The sequence below is a fragment of the Paenibacillus sp. FSL P2-0136 genome, assembly GCF_037975325.1.
GTDB classification, from domain to species: domain Bacteria; phylum Bacillota; class Bacilli; order Paenibacillales; family Paenibacillaceae; genus Paenibacillus_AQ; species Paenibacillus_AQ silagei.
In genome coordinates this window covers 6,231,992-6,253,757 of the sequence record NZ_CP150244.1, presented here as the reverse complement: position 1 = coordinate 6,253,757, position 21,766 = coordinate 6,231,992, and the positions used below count along the sequence as shown (strand labels likewise).

Sequence of the window (21,766 nt, the reverse complement as noted above, 5' to 3'; positions counted from 1 at the left end):
GTGTCCCGCTAACGGCTTTAGCAGCGCCCCGGCGGGACTTTTTGTTAGTGTTCAACGACAGCCGGTTGATGCAACCCCCTCTTTCCCAAAAATCAGGCTTGCCCCCGGGTTTACTTTTACGCCTGGCGTGGTATAGTATAGTTATAAGTTGCACGAAGGAAATATAGTTGCTCTATTGCAACAATGATTATCATTCTCATTGATCTCTCAGTCATTATCCTCAACTACCATACCCATTCAACATGCTGTCCCGGCGATGCCGGGGCAGCATGTGTCATTTTAAGGGTGTTAATAATGGCTCTCATTCTCAAGTGTGCGCTTAACCAAAACCATTCAGGAAGGTGATTGTTCATGCAAGCAACCTCGAAATCAATGCCCAAATCTATAGCGCGTCAAGGAGGGGCGCAGCAGCCCCGCACTCCGGGACCGCGCCGTTTCGATCCGCTGGCGATGCTCAGCAACTCCGAAATGCAGGCCGCTCTGGGGAGCGGGCTGATTATGCTCATAGCCTGGGCCACCAGCGGCTGGTCGGAGGTCTTATCCGTCATCCTCTATGTGATCTCTTATACGCTGGGCGGCTGGATGAAGGCGAAGGAGGGTGTGGAGACGCTGGTCAAGGAACGTGACCTGGATGTCAATCTGCTGATGATCGCTGCAGCGCTGGGTGCCGCCTCCATCGGGTACTGGAATGAAGGGGCAATGCTGATCTTCATCTTTGCCCTGAGCGGAGCGTTGGAGAGCTACACCATGGAGCGCAGCAAAAAGGACATCTCCGCTCTGCTGGCCCTCAAGCCTGCTACTGCGGTCCGGATTGAGCAGGGGGCGATGAGTGAGGTAACGATTGATGAGCTCATGCTCGGAGATCTGCTGCTGATCCGTCCGGGTGAGCTGGTTCCCGCTGACGGCAAGGTATGCCGGGGGGAGTCGTCTGTGAATCAGGCCTCCATCACGGGAGAATCGCTGCCCGTAGACAAAGCTGCCGGCAGTGAAGTATTCGCCGGTACCGTTAATGGAGAAGGCCCCCTCTATATAGAAGTGACGAAGACGGCCGAGAATACGTTGTTCGCCAAAATCATCCGCATGGTGGAAGAGGCGGAGAACGAAGTGCCGGATTCGCAGCGTTTTATCAAACGGCTTGAATCCGTATATGCCCGAGTTGTCGTGGCTGCCACGGTCCTGCTGATCACCTTGCCGCCGTTTGTGCTGGACTGGAGCTGGAGCAATACGTTCTACAAGGCAATGGTGTTCCTGGTCGTGGCTTCCCCGTGTGCGCTGGTATCCTCCATCATGCCCGCCATGCTGTCGGCCATCTCCAAGAGCGCCCGCAAAGGCATCCTGTTCAAAGGCGGGGTACATCTGGAGAATATGGCGCGGACCTCGGTCGTTGCTTTTGACAAAACGGGTACCCTGACGGAAGGCATCCCGCAGGTCACGGACTTCATCGCCGGAGAAGGCTATGTGCGGGAAGAGCTGCTGGCCGTGAGCGCCTCCATTGAGAAGCTGTCGGGGCATCCGCTGGCAGAGGCCATTGTCGCGCTGGCGGAAGCGGAACAGATCAGACTGCGGGATATTGAAGAGAGCCAGTCGGTCACCGGCTGGGGAATTGAAGGCATCATCGACGGCCAGCTGTGGCGGATCGGCAAGTCGAATCTGCTGGATGAAGCGGAAGGGGCGGCTGCCGGGGCGGATACGGACCATTGGAAGGCTCTGCGCAGCAGGCTGGAACAGGAAGGCAAAACGGTATCGCTGATCCTTGCCGGAGAGACCATTGCCGGAATGATTGCCCTGCAGGACACTGTGCGTCCGCAGGCGGCGGCTGCCGTGTGCAAGCTGCATGATCTTGGGATCAAGGTGGCGATGCTGACCGGTGACCGCGAGGCTACAGCCCGGGTCATTGCGGGTGAGAGCGGCGTCGATCTCGTGTTCGCCGGGCTTTTGCCGGAAGATAAGGTATCACACATCAAAGCGCTGCGGGAGCAATACGGTCATGTCATCATGGTAGGCGACGGGGTGAATGATGCACCTGCGCTCGCTACCGCAACGGTTGGCATGGGCATGGGGATGAAGGGCAGCGGGGCTGCCCTGGAGATTGCCGATGTGGTGCTGATGAATGACAACATTGAGGAGATTGCCGGGACGATTGCCCTGGCGCGCCGGACGCAGCGGATTGTGAAGCAGAATATGATTTTTGCGGTAACGGTCATTGCCGCCTTGATGATCAGCAACTTTGTGCAGGGGATTGCGCTGCCGTTCGGGGTGGTCGGGCATGAGGGAAGTACGATTCTCGTCATCCTTAACGGCCTGCGTCTTTTGCGATAACACTTTAGATTGCTTAAAATTGAATTGTTCACAAAATGGAGCGTTTACAACGGGTCTGGCATATTGACAACTCCCCTTGAGGTGATCATAATAAATACTAGATTATAATTATTTTAAATAAGGAATGGCGTCTTTTCCGTCCATCTCAAGGGGGATATCATCATGTACAAATCAATTATTGTCGGTACTGGACCGGCCGGATTGACAGCTGCTATATATTTGGCCCGTGCGAACCTGAACCCGCTAGTTATCGAAGGTCCGCAGCCAGGCGGACAGCTTACAACTACAACGGAGATCGAGAACTTCCCGGGATTCCCGGAAGGCATTCTGGGTCCCGATCTGATGGATAATATGCGCAAGCAGGCTGAGCGATTCGGCGCACAGTTCGTGACCGGCTGGGTGAACAGCGTGGAGCTGGGCGACCGTCCGTTCAAGCTTAACGTGGAAGGTATGGGCACACTGATTACGGATACGCTGATTATCTCCACGGGTGCCACAGCCAAGTATCTCGGAATTCCCGGGGAACAAGATAATATTGGCCGCGGGGTCAGCACTTGTGCTACCTGTGACGGATTTTTCTTCCGCGGCAAAGAGATCGTGGTGGTCGGCGGCGGCGATTCCGCGCTTGAAGAAGCGGGCTTCCTGACACGTTTTGCATCCAAGGTAACCCTGGTGCACCGCCGCGAAGAGCTGCGGGCCTCGAAGATTATGCAGGACCGTGTCCGCGATAACGCCAAAGTGACCTGGGGACTGAACCGTACCCCTGTTGAAGTGATTGCCGAAGACAAGGGTGTAACTGGCCTGAAGGTGATCAACAACGAGACTGGCGAAGAAGAGTTCATTGAAGCCAGCGGGGTATTCGTGGCGGTTGGCCATCATCCGAATACGGCATTCCTGGGCGGACAGATCACTACGGATGCCAACGGTTATATCGTATCGAATCCCGGCACCTCCGAGACGAACATTCCCGGCGTATTCGCCTGCGGCGACGTGCAGGATACCCGTTACAGACAGGCCATTACGGCTGCGGGCAGCGGCTGTATGGCGGCTATGGATGCCGAGAAATATATCGAGAGCCTGGAGCACAGCGCAGTAATTATGTAAGTCTGGCATTTGGAGAAGCAGGGATTACGGTGCTACAATAGATCTCAGAGTCTAATACTTAGATACGAGGAGGAAATCATACTATGGAGAATGTAATTGTGTACACATCGACGAATTGCCCGCATTGCCGTCAGGTGAAAAGCTTCCTGAGCGATAAAGGGGTAGCCTACGAAGAACGCAACATCGAGCAGAATGAAGAGTACGCCCAGCAGGTGTGGGATATGGGCATGAGAGCTGTGCCGATTACGGTGATCGGGGATATGAAGATCGTCGGCATGAACAAGACCAAGTTCGACAAGGCTTTGGCTGCGACGGAATAATAGCCGGCAGTCCTGAAATATATAGAGCCGCTTCCCGGTGGGAGGCGGCTTTTTGCGGTGCATGCGGAGGAAAAACAACATTTAAATCTGCCCATTGGCCTGGCCTGCTTTAGCGAAAATGAACAATCTTAAATGCTGCTTCTCTACTTGCTTACGTCATTTCTGTCTGCTTGCAGACCTCAGGTAAGAGACATGAACATCTGAAAGACAGCATAGACGGCAATGCCGCTTGCGATAAGGAGGAATCCCGATTTCTTCCGCGACTGGAACAGACGCAGGACACCGAGGCTGACGAGCGGAGCAATGATGAGCAGCAGCAGCAGCACTGCGATGAACATCTTCGCCGAAATATCAGACGTATCAACATAAGTCATGGATTCTCTCTCCATTTCAGAAAAAGGGGTGTGGTGACAAATGTCACACGAGTATCCTTATTATATAGGATAGCCACTCCTTTTAGAGCAGGAAATGCAGAAAAAAATGCGGCGATTTTAAGAAATATAAGAATTTAAGGGTCTAGAGAGTGACGCGGATGTTGCCCAGAAAATGCATCACCGCTGAAAAACCCGCTCCAATCATGGTTCCCCGGCTTCCCAGCCTGGAGAAGGTGATTTCGAGCTGCTGCTTGTGGTAGGGGAGGGTACGCTCAGCTACCACCCGGCGCAGCGGCTCGCCGAGCCACGGCTCCGCCTCCGATAGAGCGCCGCCGATCACGATCAGCTCTGGGTTGAAGCTGTTGATCAGATTGGTAACTCCGATCCCCAGATACTCTCCAATGGAGTTGAAATGGCTTAGCGTATCGGGCTGCCCCTCAAGTGCATACTTGACCAGTCCGGTCGTTGTGCGGGCCGGGAGGGAGAGGCCGGGGTTATCATAGGTTTTCTCGGAGGCGTACAGCTCCCAGCAGCCCCGGCTGCCGCAGCTGCAAGGCTTGCCTTCCGCTTCAATCGTCATATGTCCAGTCTCACCCGCATAGCCGCGCGCGCCCTTGTACAATTCTCCGCCGATAATAATCCCCGACCCGATCCCCGAGCCGGCGCTAATATACAGCAGATGTCGCACATCGCGGGCCGCCCCGAAGTTCAGCTCACCCTGAGCCCCTGCATTGGCCTCATTATCAATCGTAACCGGCACCGCGAAGGCGCTTTCCAGAATCGAACGCAGGTCTACCATCTCCCAGCCCAGGTTGGGCGCGAACAGGACAACGCCGTGCTCATCGACCATTCCCGGGACGCCGACACCAATGCCGACGAGTCCATAATGTGAAGGCGGGGCCGTAGCGATTAGCTCCGAAATCATCTGCTGCATCTGCCCGAGCACATAAGGGAAGTCGTGGTTCTCCAGCACACTGTCCCGTTCATGAAGAATGCCGCCCCCCAGGTTGCAGAGTACGGCCTTAAGCTGTTTCACGCGCAGCTCGATCCCGATCACACTTCCCGCCATTTCGTTAAAATGCAGCATCAGCGGCTTACGCCCGCCGCTGGATTCTCCGGGTCCAGCCTCGGTTACGAGCTGCTGCCCGCATAGCTCGGCTACCAGATTGGAGACGGTAGCTTTATTCAATCCTGTCACCTCGGACACCTTGGCCCGCGAGATGGGGGAATGCATACGGATGGTATGTAAAATAATCGATTTGTTTATTTTTTTGACCAGCGCCTGATCACCGGTAACTTTCAAGCAGCACACTTCCTTTTACAATATAAGAATTTATCAGTATAGAACCGAGTAGATTACTGGGCCCTTGCACAGGCGGGAGGAGGGTAGCTGTGAAGACGCTCTCCGCTGCGCGGGTATGCCCCCTAGTCTAGAATGAAGAGCGTAAAAATGCAACTATATCCGTTGGAGCTGGACGGTCCGAACGTTACATATTTTTAAATAACTGGAACTTATGAAGGTGAATATAAGCTCCGGTAGACACGCGAAACAGCGGGAAAAATAAAAATAAAAAAACTTTGTTTAACCAATATACAAAGTCAAAGAGATGTGTTAAGATGATGCTGTAAACGCTTGCGGGCGAAGCAAAATATCGAGGAGGATTTTACAAATGGCTTATTTTGAAACAGTGAGCAAGATCTCTTACGAGGGAAGCCGTTCCACCAACCCTTATGCATTCAAATTCTACAATCCTACAGAAATCGTAGCCGGCAAAACAATGGAAGAACACCTGAAATTTGCAATGGCTTACTGGCATACATTAACAGCTGGCGGTTCCGACCCGTTCGGCGCTGAAACTGCAGTCCGCGCTTGGGACAAACTGAGCACGCTGGACAAGGCTAAGGCCCGTGCAGAAGCAGCATTCGAATTCATGGAGAAGATGGACCTGCAGTACTACTGCTTCCATGATGTGGACATCGCTCCTGAAGGCGCGTCCCTGCGTGAATTCTACAGCAACATCGATACGATCGTAGACATCCTTGAACAAGGCATGAAGGCTTCCGGCAAAAAACTGCTGTGGAACACTGCCAACATGTTCACCAACCCGCGCTACATGCACGGTGCAGGCTCCACCTGCAACGCTGACGTATTCGCACACGCTGCTGCACAAGTGAAGAAAGGTCTGGAAGTGGGTAAACGTCTGGGCGCTGACAACTATGTATTCTGGGGCGGCCGTGAAGGTTATGAAACACTGCTGAACACCAATATGCAACTGGAGCAGGACAACATTGCCCGCCTGTTCAGCATGGCTGTGGATTATGCGAAGGAAATCGGCTTCGACGGCCAGTTCCTGATCGAGCCTAAGCCGAAAGAGCCTACCAAGCACCAATATGACTTCGATGCAGCAACTTGCATCGCATTCCTGCAGAAGTACAACCTGGATAAGCACTTCAAGCTGAACCTTGAAGCGAACCATGCTACACTCGCTGGTCACACCTTCGAGCATGAACTGCATGTAGCCCGTATCAACGGCATGCTGGGATCACTCGATGCGAACCAGGGCGATCCATTGCTCGGCTGGGATACAGATGAATTCCCTGCAAGCATCTACGATGCTACACTGACTCTGTATGAAGTACTGAAGAACGATGGTCTGGGCAAAGGCGGAATCAACTTTGACTCCAAAGTACGCCGTCCTTCCTTCGAGCCTGAGGATCTGTTCCTGGCACATATCTCCGGTATGGACGTATACGCTAAGGGCCTGAAGGTAGCTGCTAAGCTGCTGGAAGACGGCGTATTCGAGAACTTCATCGCTGAGCGTTACAGCAGCTTCAACGAAGGCGTTGGCGCTGACATCGTATCCGGCAAAGCGACACTGGCTTCGCTGGCTGACTACGCGCTGAACAACGAGAGCCCGCGTCCGAACAAATCCGGACGTCAGGAACTGCTGAGAGCTACACTTAACCAGTACATCCTGACTGCTGAGTAAGACGCTGCCGGATTTGCGGGATTGCCCGCAGATTCATTAGAGAATACACGCAACGGGGGTTGCTGAAGAGAGCATTCTTCGGCAGCCCCTTTTTTAATACTGGAAATGCATTTTATACAACTAAATCATCTGATGTACCGCCGAATATCCGTTTAGTTGTAATTCATACAATTAAACTGCCTCCGTACCCGGGTTTTCGCCTATTCGGGCAGATTTAGTTGTACAAAGTACAGTTAGAAGAGGAGAATCTTTCGTTTCACTCTATTTAGATGTACAGAATACAACTACCACCGATTGGTTCGGTTCATACGCATCTTCATACATTACCTTATTTATTGAATAAATTCACTTGTTTAGCTCTGATGCTCTACTAGGACTGTGTGAGTGTATTTTGTGCAGTAGAATGCTCTAATTTGGCTGGAAAATAGCATTCTGCTGTATTCCGTACAACAGATATTTGAGGATACCGTACAAAACAGCCTTTTCATGGAATTCTAATGTACAAAGTGCAATTGCCTACGATTTTCGGCCGATTTAATGAGAATCTAATGCAGGAAATACAATCGCGGCCGCATGTTCAGTGGAAGCGGTTCCGGTAATACGGGAGAGGCTTACGAAGCGAGTTTTGCTTGAAGAGAATACAGGATGCGGAACCCCGCAAAACTTAAGATTATGCTTACGAAGCGAGTTATATTGCGGAGATGTTCCAAGAGAAGTAATGCTTCATATAACTTTTAGGAGGATAACTATGAAATATGTAATTGGCGTCGATCTTGGAACCAGCGCGGTAAAGACTGTACTGGTAGATCCTCAGGGCAAGGTGGCTTTTGAGCACTCTGAAGCGTATCCGCTCAGCAGACCCCAGCCGAACTGGAGTGAGCAGAACCCGGAGGATTGGGTGAAGGGAACCATTGCCAGTCTGAAGCGTCTGATGGAAGTATCGGGTGCAGAGCCTGGGCAGATCGACGGCATCAGCTTCTCCGGCCAGATGCACGGGCTTGTACTCGTTGACGGCGAAGGCAAGGCGCTGCGTCCCGCCATTCTATGGAATGATACACGTACGACTGCGGAATGCCGCAAAATTGAGAAGAAGCTCGGCAGCAAGCTGATCGATATCGCCAGAAACCGCGCGCTCGAAGGCTTCACGCTTCCGAAGATTCTGTGGGTCCAGGAGCATGAGCCTGAGGTGCTCGCGAAGGCTGAATTGTTCCTGCTGCCGAAGGATTATGTGCGCTACCACCTGACGGGTGACTACGCTATGGACTACTCTGACGCAGCCGGAACCCTGCTGCTCGACGTTGGCGCGAAGCAGTGGAGTGCAGAGATTGCCGGAGCGTTCGATCTGCCGGTCTCCCTCTGCCCGAGACTCGTGGAATCCTTCGAGCAGACCGGAACCCTGCTTCCGGCGGTGGCCGAAGCCTCCGGCCTGCTTCCTACCACCAAGGTGTTCGCCGGCGGGGCAGACAATGCCTGCGGCGCACTGGGTGCCGGCATTCTGGGTGAAGGCCGGACGATGTGCAGCATCGGGACTTCCGGTGTGGTATTGTCCTACGAGAGCAACAAGGATCTTAACCTCGAAGGCAAGGTGCATTTCTTCAACCACAGTGAGAAGGATGCCTTCTATATCATGGGTGTTACGCTGGCGGCAGGACACAGCCTGACTTGGTTCAAGGAGACCTTTGCAGCAGACAAGAGCTTCGACGAGCTGCTGCAGGGTGTGAACGAAATCCCGGCTGGCAGCAGCGGTCTCTTGTTCACCCCTTACATCAGCGGGGAACGTACACCGCACCCGGATGCCAGCATCCGCGGCAGCTTCATCGGTATGGATTCCGGACATACCCTGTCCCACTTTACCCGCGCTGTGCTGGAAGGCATCACGTTCTCGCTGCGTGAATCAATTGAGATTGTGCGTGAATCCGGCAAAGAGATTACCGAGGTCGTGGCAATCGGTGGCGGCGCCAAGAATGAAGCCTGGCTGCAGATGCAGGCTGATATCTTCGGCGCTACGATCATCAAGCTGGAGAGCGAGCAGGGCCCGGCTATGGGCGCAGCTATGCTGGCAGCCTACGGTGCAGGCTGGTTCGAATCCCTGGGTGAATGTGCGGAAGCCTTCATCCGTCCGGCAGAGACCTATACCCCTAATGCAGAGCAGCAGGTATTGTATGACGGAGTCTTCGCTCTGTACCAGGATGTATACAGCCAGACCCGCGAGCTGAATGAGAAGCTGGCTTCTTACCGCAAATAGAATATCTGTACGGAATGACTGCCATCCTGTAAAGGGTGGCAGCTTGTTTTCTTTAGGGTATAAGATCTATATAAGAAGACTATCTGGTGACAACAGCGGCCGGAAGTCCAAATGTTCACCGCAGTGACGACACTGCTTCAAGTACAATTTTAAGTGTTCCTTATTTAGTATGATAAATTCCGGCTCGGAAGCTCGAGTACGGCATGAAGGGAGGCCCCCTATTGATCAAAGTACTGATTGTGGATGATGAGCCCAAGCTGAGGGAAGGGATGCGCACCTTGATTCCCTGGGAGGAAGAGGGGTACACCGTGGTGGCGACAGCGGCTAACGGTTATGAAGCGCTGGACAAATTCCGTGAGCTGCAACCTGGACTTGTGATGGCGGATATCCGTATGCCGGGAATGACCGGACTGGAATTAATCGCTGAGCTGCGCAAGGAAAGTCCGGGCTGCCATGTGCTGATTCTGAGCGGCTATGCCGATTTTGAATATGCGAAGCAGGCTATTTCCTATCATATTGACGGATATTTACTCAAGCCGGTGGATGAGGAGGAACTGATCAGCTATCTGCAGGAGCTGCGGGAGAAGATCAGCCTGGAAGAACGGATCAATGAATGGCAGGCGCTGGAGCCGGCAAGAACCACCGAGGTGTTGGTGCGGGAGCTGCTGCAGTCGAATTCGAAGGAAGCCGGAGAGGCGGCGGTCGAGCTGGGCCTGGGGGACAGCAGCTGCGAAGTGGTGCTGCTGGAATTGAAAGGGCTTAACAAGGGTGAGGATGCCCGCGAAGATGCGGTGAAGCGGCTGATGGAGCGGTATTGGCAGGAGGAGGAGCGCGGCTTCTTCTTCACCCTCCCCCCATACATGGGAATTCTGCTGAAGGAGCCGCTCCGGGATGAACGCGCCCGGGCGGCGCTCTGGCAGGAGCTGCACCACCTGATCTCGAAGGAGGGGCTGGAGTTCGTGGCCGCAGCGGGCGGAGCAGCCGGCCGGCCGGAGGAGGCCGGAGAGTCCTTCGGGGCTGCACGCGCCCGGCTGGAGGATGCCTTCTTCGGGCAGAAGAACACACTGCTCTGTGGAATGCCGGACCTGTGGGAGGAGCCTGCACAAGGCGCGGTTGAACCGGAGGAGGAGCTGGACCCCGAGCGTGATATCGAGGTGCAGCTGCTGCTGGCAGTAGAGGCTGGCAGTAGCGAGGTAGCCAGGGAGCTTACATTGCAGATTATCCGCAAGCTCGTGCATACCCAGCGGGACGAGACCTATATCAAGGACCAGCTGCTGCGGATTGTCAGCAGCACGATTGCCCGGCTGGAGGCAGCGAGTCCCGAACTGCGCCCGCTGATTGCCGGACAAGCCTCGCCGATGGGCGAGGTCTACAGCAGCAGATACCTGCATGATGCAGAGCGGCTGGTGTCGGGCTATATGGAGCAGCTGTCCCGGCTGACGGGCAGCGGAAGCGGACGCGGCGATGAGATTAAGCGGATTACGGATCTGATCCAGCGCCGGTATAAGGAGAATTTGAAGCTGGGCACACTTGCGGAGATTTTTAACTACAATAGCGCCTACTTGGGTAAAATGTTCAAGAACCAGGTGGGTGAGCACTTCAACACATATCTGGATAAGGTGCGGATCGAGAAGGCCAAGCAGCTGCTGACCCAGGGCATGAAGGTCTATGAGGTGGCCGAGCAGGTCGGGTACATGAACTCTGATTACTTCAATGCCAAATTCCGCAAATATGTCGGCGTCTCCCCAAGCGCATACCGCAAGGAGAACTAAACTTATATAAGAAGCGCGAAAGCACTTAACAAAAAGCAAAAAGAAGCGGAGGGAAAATTTGGAACTGTAGGTCGCGGCAAGCTTGCAGAGAATCCGGTATGAGGCTTATGATATACAGGCTGTTCCCCTTCTTGCAGAAGATCCGGGAGCAGCCTGTTTGTATAGAGAGGGGAGATTGATATCAAGAAGCTGGTGCGGATGGTCAATAATATGAAGCTGAAATACAAGCTGATCTTCTTTTATATCATAGTGGTGATGATTCCCGTGCTGATTGCAGGGGTGATTCTGACGAATTATTTTCGGGAGGGAGCCTTGAACAGAGCGATTGATCAGGCCACCAACAACGTGGAAAAGATCAAAAGCCAGTTGTACAGCAAGCTGCGGGTCCCCACAGATATTTCGAATCTGCTCTATTTCGATGAGGATCTGGAGCGGCTGGTCAATACGCATTATCCGAGTATTCTGGAGCTGACCAAGGCTTATCTGAATTATACCGACCTCAAGGAATATGTGCTGCGGTACCGGGAAATCTCCAATATCCGCTTTTTCATCGATAATCCCACACTGGTGGACGATATGTCCATCGCGCCGGTAACGCCCGAGATCCGTACGAGAAACTGGTATACACAGGCTATGCGGAACAATCAGATCTACTGGATGTATATCCACGACAAGGACCCTTATATCAACAGCCCCAAAGGGACCATCAACAAGCTGAGTCTGATCCGCCAGGTTCCCTATCCTGAATACAGCAAGTCAGGAATTTTGATGGTGCAGGTGAATCAGGATGAGCTGAACCAGATGCTGCACCAGGAGCCGTTCGAGACCATCATTATCGATGAGCAGGGCTATATTGTGTCCGCCAAAAATCCGCAGCTGGTGGGCAGCACGGTGGATGCTTTTGATATAGGGATTGATGTGCAAGCGCAGTCCAAGGGCGTGTTCACAACGCAGGTGAAGGACAAGGATTCCTACGTTATCATCGATGAAATGATCCCTGAGCTGAGTGTCAGCAAGCTGAAGATTATCTCGGTGTTCGAGACCAAAAGCATTCTGAGCGATGCCAACAAGGTGAGTCAGCTGGGTCTGTTCATCGTAATCGGGGTGCTGCTGGTTGCGCTTGTACTGGTATACACCATCTCGCTGCTGACGAGCAACCGGCTGCTGCGGCTGAGCCGCCAGCTCAATCAAGTGGCCCTCGGGAACCTGAACGTCGTCTCCCATATTGACGGAACAGACGAGATCGGCCAGCTGTCGCGCCAGTTCAACTACATGGTAGCCAGCATCAACCAGCTGATTAAGCAGGTGATAGAGAGCAATGAGAAGAACAGTACGCTGGAGATCGCGCAGCGGGAGATTAAGCTGAAGATGATGGCCAGCCAGATTCATCCGCATTTTCTGTTCAACGCGCTGGAGTCGATCCGGATGAACGCCCATCTGCGGGGAGAGAGGGAGATCGCCAATATTGTCCGGCTGCTGGGCAAGCTGATGCGCAAGAATCTGGAAGTAGGCCGGGAGAGAGCGCCGATCAAGGAAGAGATTGAGATGATCCGCTCCTATCTGGAGATTCAGAAGTTCCGGTACGAGGACAGGCTGGAGTATGAGATTGCCTTCGATCCCGCCGGCGCTGAGGTGATGATTCCGCCGCTGATTATCCAGCCGCTGGTGGAGAATTCCGTCGTTCACGGTCTGGAGAACAAGGAAGGTACGGTGCATGTCAGCATCGCCGTCACTCTCACGGAGAATCAGGAGATTCAGGTGATTGTAATGGATGACGGGATCGGCATGAAGGAAGGACGGCTGGCCGAGATTATGGAGGTCATCACCAAGGCGGAAGAAGAGGAGCAGGGCCGGATCGGGCTGCGCAATGTGCAGCAGAGACTGACTCTGTATTACGGAGCGGAGCACGGGCTGAACATCTCAAGCCGGGAGGGAGAGGGGACCCGGATTACATTTTCAATCCCTAAGGACAGTGGTTTGAAGGCTTAAGGGGATACAGGCGGGGAGAATGTCTAATTTCTATAGGTTTTTACGTGAAATCTGTTGGGTATTCTCGCCCCCGGCGCTGGGATAAGATAAAGCTATCAAAGCGAAGGGGGAATAATGATCGTGAAAGCGCTCACTGAAAGCGGTGTTACAGCAAATGAAAGCGTAACCCCCCGCCCACCTGCGAAACGGAATAGTGGATTTTGGAAAAGCGTACTCCAGCAAAAGTACTTATACCTGATGTCCCTTCCATTCGTAATCTGGGTATTTATATTCAGCTATGTGCCTATATGGGGATGGCTAATGGCCTTCCAGAATTATAAGCCGGTCAGGTCGTTCAGCGAGCAGAAATGGGTCGGACTGGACAACTTCAGGGAGCTGTTCCAGGATGAACGCTTCTACCTCGTATTAAGAAATACACTGGCGATGAGCATGCTGGGACTGATCTTCGGCTTCGTGGTTCCTATCCTGTTCGCCGTGATGCTCAACGAGCTGCGCGGGAACATCTTCAAGAGATCGGTTCAGACGATATCATACCTGCCCCACTTTGTATCCTGGGTCGTTGTAGGCGGGATTGTCTACAAGACGCTTGCCATCGATGGAGGGATCGTGAACGATCTGCTGCTCTGGATGAATGTGATTGATGAGCCGATTCAGTTCATGGCCAAAGGGAAATACTTCTGGGGAGTCTTAACGGCTGCCGACATCTGGAAGGAAACGGGCTGGAACGCGATCATCTATCTGGCAGCGATTACAGGCATCGATAAAGAGCTGTATGAAGCGGCCAAAGTCGATGGTGCAGGACGGGTCAAGCAGATGTTCAATATTACGCTGCCGGGTATCCGCACAACAGTGATGGTGCTGCTGATTATGAATATCGGCCATCTGGTCGGCATCGGCTTCGAGAAGCAATTCCAGCTGCAGAACAACATGGTTACCGATTATTCGGAAGTGCTGGATTTGTATGCGCTTAAATACGGGATACAAATCGGACGGTTCTCCTATGGTACCGCGATAAGCATGTTCACCTCGGTAGTCAGTGTCATCCTGCTGTTCACCGCTAACGGTCTGATGAAGAAATTTGCCAAAGAAAGCATTATGTAAGGAGGGGATCATCCATGGGTGGAAAAGCATTCCAAATGTCAAAAGGTGAACGTGTCTTCGATATTTTTCTCTACATCGCTCTAATCCTGATTATGATTGTGACGTTATATCCCTTTCTGAACGTGCTGGCGATTTCCTTCAATGAATCTACAGATACGGTCCGGGGCGGCATCTATATCTTCCCGCGGGTCTGGACTCTGGAGAATTACCAGCGGATCTTCAGCTATACGGGGCTGATTCAAGGCTTCAAAATATCGATTCTGCGTACCCTTTCCGGGACTCTTCTGGGGCTGATCAGTGCTTCCATGCTGGCCTTTACCCTCAGCCGTCCGGAGTTCAGAGCCAGAAGATTCGTCTCGGTATTCCTGGCCCTGACCATGTACTTCTCCGGCGGTATGGTGCCGATGTACATTCTCATGAAGGACCTGAATCTGATCGGAACGTTCTGGATCTACATCCTGCCGGGTATGGTATCCGCGTTCAACGTCTTCATTATCCGCTCCTTCATGGACGGCCTGCCGTTTGCCCTGCAGGAATCCGCCAAGCTGGACGGCGCGAATGACTTTATGATTTTCTACAAAATCATTCTTCCGCTCTGTAAGCCGGTGCTGGCAACCATCGCCTTGTTCCTGGCCGTGGGGCAATGGAATGAGTGGTTCACCACCTATCTCTACAACGGCAACAAGCCGCATCTGACTACGCTGCAGTTCGAGCTGATGAAGGTCCTGTCTTCGACCAATCAGGGCAGCGGCATGGCAAATGCGAATGATATGGCCAGACAGATGGCGCAGATTTCACCGGAGTCGATCAAGATGGCGATTACCATTGTCGTAACGGTGCCGATTCTCGTGGTCTATCCGTTCCTGCAAAAGTATTTTGTCGGCGGGATGACGCTGGGTGCAGTCAAGGCTTAGGCCTTAACCCAGAGCGACAAGGGGAGAAGCTGCCGGGTTCAGTGCAGAGCCGGGCAGCTAACCCGCTTAGGTTGATGTGTTAATTAATGGAAATTTATATTTATAGTAGTTTTGCAAGCGTTCACAATGGTATATTCAGGTCTCACCTGATATGCATAGAGGCAACATATTAAGATACAAGGGGGATACACAATGAATCGCAAGAGTACCAAGACGATCTTCACACTCCTGCTGATGAGCTCGATGCTGATCGCCGGTTGTGGAGGCAACGGCAATAATGCAGCCAACAATACGACGCCTAACAACTCAGGAACAACACCTGATGCTACTGCCGCAGCAGATGATACCGCTCTAGATACCTCACCGGCTACGTTCACCTTCTTCGGTGCGGATGCCAGCCCGAACTGGAACAAGATGCAGGATGATGTAGGTAAAGCGATTACGGAGAAGACAGGGGTTACCCTAGAAGCTGAATTCGATGTAGGCAGCGGCGGCGGTGACCAGAAGATTGCGATGATGGCGGCGAGCGGCGACGTTCCTGATATTATTTTCGCCAAAGGAAGTCTGAGTACCCTGGTGGATGCGGGCCTGATCCTTGATATGACGGACCTGATTGACAAATATGGCCCCAACCTCAAAAAAGTCTACGGCGAAAACATGAACCGTCTGAAATACAGTCTGGACGACCAGAGTATCTATCAGATTCCTACGAATATGGGTGTCGGCCAGAAATCCTTTGATGCCACAGGCGGATTTGAAATTCAGCATCGTGTGCTTAAAGAGCTTGGCTATCCGAAGGTGCGGACTGTAGCTGATTTTGAAAAGGTGCTTAAGGATTATGTGAAGCTGCATCCGGAAACCGATGGGCAGCCTACCATTCCGCTGACGCTGAATGCAGATGACTGGAAGATTATGATCACCGTGACGAACCCGGCCTTCACTACAACCGGTGCACCGGATGATGGTGAATATTATGTGGACCCTGAGACCTTCGAAGCGAAGCTTCACTACAAACGCGCCGAAGAAAAGGAATATTTCCGCTGGCTGAACGGTATGTACAATCAAGGCCTGCTCGACAAGGATACCTTCGTACAAAAGGATGACCAATACAAAGCGAAAGTGGCCAGCGGCCGTGTACTCGGTCTGATCTCCCAGGAATGGGAATACTCCGACGGTGAGAATGCCCTGAAGGCTGCCGGCAAAGACGAGTACACCTATGGACACTTCCCTGTAACCCTGACCGAAGAGTATAAGGATCATTCCTTCATGCAGACCGGTATCGACGGCTACGGGATTGCAATCACTACGGCTGCCAAAGATCCTGAGCGGATCATCAAATGGCTGGACTGGATGTCCTCCGATGAAGGCCAGATCCTGAGAACCTGGGGGATTAAAGACAAGCACTATACTGTGGATGCCAATGGCAAGCGTGAAGTTCTGCCTGAGATCCGTGACGGCCTAGCCAATGATACAGCGAACACTCAAAAAACAACCGGGATCGGCCAGTATCTGATCTTCGGTGCACGGTATGGCGACGGCGTGAAGGATTCAACAGACAACTATTACACCACAAGCTTCCCTGAGCAGATTGTTGCTTCGTACTCCGAAGCTGAGAAGGAATCCCTTGCCGGATATAAGGCGACTACCTGGAAGGACCTGTTCCCGAAAGAGGATGAATTCCCTGTAAAAGAAACAGGCGCCCTGTACAACCTGCCGGTTCCGACAGACGGTAAATATCAGGTCATCTTCAAAAAGACCCAGGATATCGTACGTAAACGTATCCCGGAAGCGATTCTGTCCAAACCGGCTGATTTCGATAAAGTCTATGATGCCTTCCTGGCCGAGCTGGACAAAGCCGGCGCTCAGGATATGGAAAAAGAATTCACTGAGCTGGTGAAGAAGAGAGTATCCCTGTGGACAGGCAAAAATCTGTAAATCCTAATGGGATGTAGCATGATCAAGTGTACAGCAGAAAGCAGAAGGCCCGACTTAGGTCAGGGCCTTTTGTTATATCCAGAACTTAGTACGAAGGGTGAGGAGAACATGGAAACTAAACAAAATACATCCGCATGGAAGCTCAGATACCGTCAGCCCGCAGCTGTCTGGGAAGAGGCGCTGCCGCTCGGGAACGGGCATATGGGGGCTATGGTATTCGGCGGTACGGATAAAGAGCTGATCTCGCTGAATGAGGATACCTTATGGTCCGGGGTCCCTCGGGATACCAATAATTACGAAGCGCTCAGGTATTTGAAAAGAACCCGGGAGCTAATCGCTGCAGGCCAGTATGGGGAGGCCGAGGATATGGTGAATGCCCATATGCTGGGGGTCAACGCCCAGGCCTATATGCCGCTCGGGGACCTGATTCTTACGCAGCCGGGCGCAGAGAATTGTACGGCCTATGAAAGAGAGCTGGATCTGGATAACGGAGTTGCCAGAGTGACCTATCAGACCGGGCAGGGAGCCTTCACCCGTGAAGTATTTATCAGTACCCCGGACCAGGTCGGAGTCGTGCATCTGACAAGCGATCAGCCGGGGGGAATTCAGCTAGAACTGGAACTGGACAGCCAATTACAGCATAGCGTTAGCCCAGGGGAGGGAGACAGGCTGGTAATGAAGGGGCGCTGCCCCTCGCATATTGCCGACAATTACCACCAGGATCATCCGCTCGCAGTGCTCTATGAAGCGGGGCTTGGAGTGGCATTCGAACTGCATCTGCATGTACAGGTAACCGGGGGTAGTATTCGGCATTCCGCAGGCAAGCTCGTGATCACCGGCGCAGATCGTGTGCTGCTGCTGCTGGCTGCCGGAACGGACTATGAGGAGGTGCGGTCCAGAGCAAGGTATAGATCCGCTGCGTCAGCACCGTATTCCGCAGCTAGGATAAGTCCGGCGGAGCTGTGCGCGAGCAGATTAAGCGCTGCGGCCGGTAAGACTTATGAGGAGCTGTTCGCACGCCACGTTGCCGATCATCAGGCGATCTTCCGCCGGATGGATCTGGATCTTGGCGGTCACAAGGCGGAGGAGAGGTTCACCGATGAACGTCTGTCCGCTTACCGGGACGGGGCAGAAGACGCGGCGCTGGAAGCGCTGCTGTTCCAATATGGCCGCTATCTGCTGATGGGCAGCTCACGGGCTGGAACACAGGCAGCGAATCTGCAGGGGATCTGGAATCCTCATGTTCAGCCGCCATGGAACAGCAATTACACAACCAATATCAACACGCAGATGAACTATTGGCTGGCGGAGGTCTGCAATCTTAGCGAATGCCATGAGCCGCTCCTTGAGTTGATTAAGGAGCTTAGTGAGACCGGGGCCAGAACGGCTGCTATTCATTACGGGGCGCGCGGCTGGGTTGCCCATCATAATGTTGATCTGTGGCGGGCCTCCACACCGTCCGGCGGAGATGCCAGCTGGGCCTTCTGGCCAATGGGCGGCGTGTGGCTATGCCGTCACCTGTGGGAGCATTACGAATTCAACCCGAATATGAAGGTTTTGGGTGAGACTGCTTATCCGCTAATGAAGGGTGCTGTCCTCTTCTGCCTGGATTGGCTGGTGGAAGGACCGGAGGGCTGGCTGGTTACCAGTCCGTCTACTTCACCGGAGAACCGGTTCGTCACGGAGGATGGCAGAGCATGCAGTATCTCTATGGGTTCGGCCATGGATATGAGCCTGATCGCTGAGTTGATGCAGCACTGCCTGGAGGCTGCACGTATTCTTGGCGTGGATGCTGAATTTCAGGAGGAGCTGGAGCAGACACTCACCCGTCTGTCTCCGCTGAAGATTAGCAAGGATGGACGGGTGCAGGAATGGCTCTATGACTTCGCTGAAGCCGAGCCAGGGCACCGCCATGTCTCCCACCTGTACAGCCTGTATCCGGGCAACCGGATTAACCGGCGGGACACGCCGGAGCTGCTGGAGGCTAGCCGTTTAACGCTGGAGCAGCGGGTTGCTTCCGGCGGGGGGCATACCGGCTGGAGCTGCGCCTGGCTGATTAACCTCTATGCCCGGCTCGCAGACGGCGATGCGGCTTACGGTTATGTGCGCACGCTGTTAACCCGCTCCGTCTATCCCAACCTGTTCGATGCGCACCCGCCGTTTCAGATTGACGGTAATTTCGGTGCGGCTGCTGGGATCGCAGAGATGCTGCTGCAGAGTCATCTGGGGGAGCTTATGCTGCTTCCGGCGCTGCCGGGAGCCTGGAAGAACGGCCGTATCAGCGGCCTGAAGGCGCGCGGCGGGTATGAGGTGGACATGGAGTGGCGGGCTGGAGTACTGGTATCTGCTCGGATTACAGTGAAGTGCGACGGGATGCTGCGGCTCGGCTATACGCAAGAGCTGAAGCTGAAGCTTGCAGACGGACGCCTCCAGACAGTGAGTGGTGCGCTTGAGGTTACGGCTGGCGGGGTGTATTGGGTGGAGGTGTAAAACTATAAATATAATGGAAAATAAATCCGATAGTAATAGGAGGTAGCCTGTATGACTAAGGGAGATTTATTGATTAAAATTAGAAGCCAGTGAGTTTTAGCATTCGGCGGAAAGGATGGTTATGGCATCAACAAAGCTAGTATTTAACGAAGATGAAGTCAAGCGCCTGCAATCGAAGATCGGCCAGGTGAGTCAGGACACCAACCGGCTGTATCTTCAATTGAAGGGCCAGTCCAGCAGCTGGGGCGGCATCCCCATGGGCGACCATCTGGTCAAGGCCCAGGTCCTGATCAATGAATTAACCGTGGAAGCGGAGAAATTAGAGGATATCATCCGCGTCGCCTTGAGAGGCGTCTCGGAGTTGCAGGAAGAGAATAAGCAGCAGGCGGAGAAGCTGACAGGGCAGTTTAATCTTTTGTTCGCGGCCTTCGGAAGCTTGGGGCTGCAAGCAACCGCCGGACGAGTCTCCATTCCTGAATTTGTGCAGCGAAGTGCGACCAATCTCATTACTTCGATTGCCGCTCTATCGGGAAAAGATGAGCTCAGCAGGGACCCGGTGGTGCAGCAGCTCAGGAATGTCATTCAAACCTCCGGTCTGCTGACCGTAGAGAGTATCGCTGCGCAAAGTAAGCTGAACGATATTTTCGCGGCACGGAATGAGATCGCCAAGGCCCAGATGGCCTTTAAAGTGTATCAGGCGTTCGGAAACCAGGCGCAGATGACGGCTGTTCATGCACAGGCGGAAGAAGCCCGGCAGAAGCTGGCTTCTCTAGGCGTAGCCAAGATCTACTATGAAACCGGTAAGGATCTAAGCCCGCATTACAAGCAACCAGCGGTTACTGCCTGTGAGTATGATCCATCGATCACGGCGGAGAAGGTTCCGTTACTACATAACGAAGAATATTTACTGCTCCTGCGGCTGGCGATGGAGAAAACCGCCGCGGGAGCGTATGCTCGTAGTCAGCTTGCGGCGAAGCGGCAGGAAATTCAGATCGCAGCGGCTCTGAAGCAGGTTCAAGAGCAGATCGAAGCGGAGCGGCGATTAAACGGGCCGCCTCTTACCCTGCCGGACGGCACGCCAATTACCGCAGACAACAAGGAAAATGAGACTACGTGGGACTTTTATCAAGCGAAAGTCTATGTGCCGAATGAATATCTTACCCCGATGTACACCAGTTATCTGGGGTGGCTAGAGGAGACTTACGGGCTAACGAAATGGGAGAGCAAGGTCCGTCAGGCGGATACGGTGGTGCTGGCTTTTACCGAAGGATTGGTGAAAGAGGTCGTCATGGGCGTGGCGGATACGGCAACCTTTGCCTTCAAGTTAGTTGTAGACCCGGTCAAAACCACCACGGAAATAAAGCAGCAAGCGCAATATCTCATCGAACACCCGGAAGTGCTGGTCGAAGCGGCGAAGAAGGCGTATCATCAGTTTGACGAGGGCACACCCGAAGAGAAGGCGAAAATGCTCGGTTCAGTCGCATCCATCCTTGTCCCCGGACTACAGGTCACCAAAGCAGGCAAAGTGGGCAAAGTGCTAGGCGAGGTAGAAGACGTCGTCAGCCAAGCGGCGAAGGATGCCCTGCAAGGGATTAAGCAGAAGCTGCCGAACCTGGGTCCGGTGATGCAGACGCCGGAAGGGTTTGTTTTCAAGATAGGAGAGATCCCCGATACTCCAGCAATGCCGAAAACGCCGGTGCAGCAGCGGTATATGGATGGGTTGGAAGGGAAGAGTGAAGTTCCCAATAAGACTTTTGTCGATAATTCATTTGATGAGGCAGGAAAACTAAAACCGAATGTGAAGTATAAAGCTGGTGAGCACCAATACGATTATGAAACAGATCATCTGGGTAGAATTGAAAACTTTAGTACGGATGATTTAAAATTAACGGCAAGAGATGAACGTTTACCACATGACGCAAATACGCCAGGAAAGGAGTCAGGTGACCACGCAGGTCATTTGGCAGGAGATAGATTTGGCGGCTCGCCAGAGATTGACAACCTTGTATCTCAGTCAAGTAAGGTGAATCTAAGTACGTATAAGAAAATAGAAAATGAATGGGCAAGGGCTTTAAATGCCAAACCGCCGAAACATGTTACTGTTGACGTAAAAATAAAATATGATGAGGATTCGCTTCGACCGTCTAGCTTTAATGTAACCTACACAATAGATGGTGAGCTAAAAGTTTTCGATTTAATAAATTAAAAGGAGA

Annotated in this window: 14 protein-coding genes; 12 read left to right on the top strand and 2 right to left on the bottom strand. The window is 53.0% G+C overall.

Annotated elements, in window-relative coordinates; genetic code table 11:
• The first annotated feature begins 351 nt into the window (after positions 1-351).
• From NYE26_RS26590 to NYE26_RS26580, 3 genes are all read left to right on the top strand, one after another.
• The gene (locus NYE26_RS26590) at positions 352-2,319 is read left to right on the top strand and encodes a heavy metal translocating P-type ATPase (RefSeq protein WP_339251350.1); all 1,968 of its coding nucleotides are present in this window, start codon (positions 352-354) and stop codon (positions 2,317-2,319) included.
• A 162-nt stretch (positions 2,320-2,481) separates the two neighbouring features.
• Positions 2,482-3,423, top strand: coding sequence for a thioredoxin-disulfide reductase (gene trxB / locus NYE26_RS26585; protein ID WP_036730365.1), 942 nt, complete (start codon positions 2,482-2,484; stop codon positions 3,421-3,423).
• A gap of 83 nt (positions 3,424-3,506) precedes the next feature.
• Complete coding sequence (locus NYE26_RS26580; protein ID WP_036694922.1) at positions 3,507-3,743, top strand: glutaredoxin family protein; 237 nt, start codon at positions 3,507-3,509, stop codon at positions 3,741-3,743.
• A 179-nt stretch (positions 3,744-3,922) separates the two neighbouring features.
• On the opposite strand, the gene NYE26_RS26575 is transcribed toward NYE26_RS26580, so the two are convergent.
• A complete protein-coding gene (locus tag NYE26_RS26575; protein WP_036694925.1) occupies positions 3,923-4,117 on the bottom strand; it encodes a hypothetical protein in 195 nt (64 codons plus the stop codon).
• 142 nt (positions 4,118-4,259) lie between these two features.
• Positions 4,260-5,420, bottom strand: a complete 1,161-nt coding sequence (locus NYE26_RS26570) for an ROK family transcriptional regulator (protein WP_036730363.1) — start codon at positions 5,418-5,420, stop codon at positions 4,260-4,262.
• Positions 5,421-5,787: 367 nt separating this feature from the next.
• Between NYE26_RS26570 and xylA the strand changes: the two genes are divergently transcribed.
• From xylA to NYE26_RS26525, 9 genes are all read left to right on the top strand, one after another.
• On the top strand, positions 5,788-7,107 hold the full coding sequence (xylA, locus tag NYE26_RS26565) for a xylose isomerase (RefSeq protein WP_036730361.1): 1,320 nt from the start codon (positions 5,788-5,790) through the stop codon (positions 7,105-7,107).
• Between the two features lie 748 nt (positions 7,108-7,855).
• On the top strand, positions 7,856-9,352 hold the full coding sequence (xylB, locus tag NYE26_RS26560) for a xylulokinase (RefSeq protein WP_339251344.1): 1,497 nt from the start codon (positions 7,856-7,858) through the stop codon (positions 9,350-9,352).
• Between the two features lie 221 nt (positions 9,353-9,573).
• A complete protein-coding gene (locus NYE26_RS26555) occupies positions 9,574-11,124 on the top strand; it encodes a response regulator transcription factor (protein ID WP_339251342.1) in 1,551 nt (516 codons plus the stop codon).
• Positions 11,125-11,334: 210 nt separating this feature from the next.
• Positions 11,335-13,113, top strand: coding sequence for a histidine kinase (locus tag NYE26_RS26550; RefSeq protein WP_339251340.1), 1,779 nt, complete (start codon positions 11,335-11,337; stop codon positions 13,111-13,113).
• 114 nt (positions 13,114-13,227) lie between these two features.
• Complete coding sequence (locus tag NYE26_RS26545; RefSeq protein ID WP_339251338.1) at positions 13,228-14,214, top strand: ABC transporter permease subunit; 987 nt, start codon at positions 13,228-13,230, stop codon at positions 14,212-14,214.
• A 14-nt stretch (positions 14,215-14,228) separates the two neighbouring features.
• Positions 14,229-15,128 carry a carbohydrate ABC transporter permease gene (locus NYE26_RS26540; protein ID WP_036730353.1) on the top strand — a complete coding sequence of 300 codons (900 nt, stop codon included), beginning with the start codon at positions 14,229-14,231 and terminating at the stop codon, positions 15,126-15,128.
• A gap of 192 nt (positions 15,129-15,320) precedes the next feature.
• Positions 15,321-17,063 carry an ABC transporter substrate-binding protein gene (locus NYE26_RS26535; RefSeq protein ID WP_339251334.1) on the top strand — a complete coding sequence of 581 codons (1,743 nt, stop codon included), beginning with the start codon at positions 15,321-15,323 and terminating at the stop codon, positions 17,061-17,063.
• Positions 17,064-17,171: 108 nt separating this feature from the next.
• Positions 17,172-19,553 carry a glycoside hydrolase family 95 protein gene (locus NYE26_RS26530; RefSeq protein ID WP_339251332.1) on the top strand — a complete coding sequence of 794 codons (2,382 nt, stop codon included), beginning with the start codon at positions 17,172-17,174 and terminating at the stop codon, positions 19,551-19,553.
• Between the two features lie 121 nt (positions 19,554-19,674).
• Positions 19,675-21,759 (top strand): DNA/RNA non-specific endonuclease, encoded by a 2,085-nt coding sequence (locus NYE26_RS26525; protein WP_339251330.1) that lies wholly within the window; start codon positions 19,675-19,677, stop codon positions 21,757-21,759.
• The last annotated feature ends 7 nt before the right edge of the window (positions 21,760-21,766 follow it).

Excerpts from the sequence above, each read along its gene's own strand:
- NYE26_RS26590 (WP_339251350.1), top strand. The coding sequence starts at position 352 with ATGCAAGCAACCTCGAAATCAATGCCCAAATCTATAGCGCGTCAAGGA.
- NYE26_RS26530 (WP_339251332.1), top strand. The coding sequence starts at position 17,172 with ATGGAAACTAAACAAAATACATCCGCATGGAAGCTCAGATACCGTCAG.
- NYE26_RS26550 (WP_339251340.1), top strand. The coding sequence starts at position 11,335 with ATGAAGCTGAAATACAAGCTGATCTTCTTTTATATCATAGTGGTGATG.
- NYE26_RS26535 (WP_339251334.1), top strand. The coding sequence starts at position 15,321 with ATGAATCGCAAGAGTACCAAGACGATCTTCACACTCCTGCTGATGAGC.
- NYE26_RS26545 (WP_339251338.1), top strand. The coding sequence starts at position 13,228 with ATGATCGTGAAAGCGCTCACTGAAAGCGGTGTTACAGCAAATGAAAGC.
- NYE26_RS26540 (WP_036730353.1), top strand. The coding sequence starts at position 14,229 with ATGGGTGGAAAAGCATTCCAAATGTCAAAAGGTGAACGTGTCTTCGAT.
- xylA (WP_036730361.1), top strand. The coding sequence starts at position 5,788 with ATGGCTTATTTTGAAACAGTGAGCAAGATCTCTTACGAGGGAAGCCGT.
- NYE26_RS26525 (WP_339251330.1), top strand. The coding sequence starts at position 19,675 with ATGGCATCAACAAAGCTAGTATTTAACGAAGATGAAGTCAAGCGCCTG.
- trxB (WP_036730365.1), top strand. The coding sequence starts at position 2,482 with ATGTACAAATCAATTATTGTCGGTACTGGACCGGCCGGATTGACAGCT.
- xylB (WP_339251344.1), top strand. The coding sequence starts at position 7,856 with ATGAAATATGTAATTGGCGTCGATCTTGGAACCAGCGCGGTAAAGACT.
- NYE26_RS26580 (WP_036694922.1), top strand. The coding sequence starts at position 3,507 with ATGGAGAATGTAATTGTGTACACATCGACGAATTGCCCGCATTGCCGT.
- NYE26_RS26575 (WP_036694925.1), bottom strand. The coding sequence starts at position 4,117 with ATGACTTATGTTGATACGTCTGATATTTCGGCGAAGATGTTCATCGCA.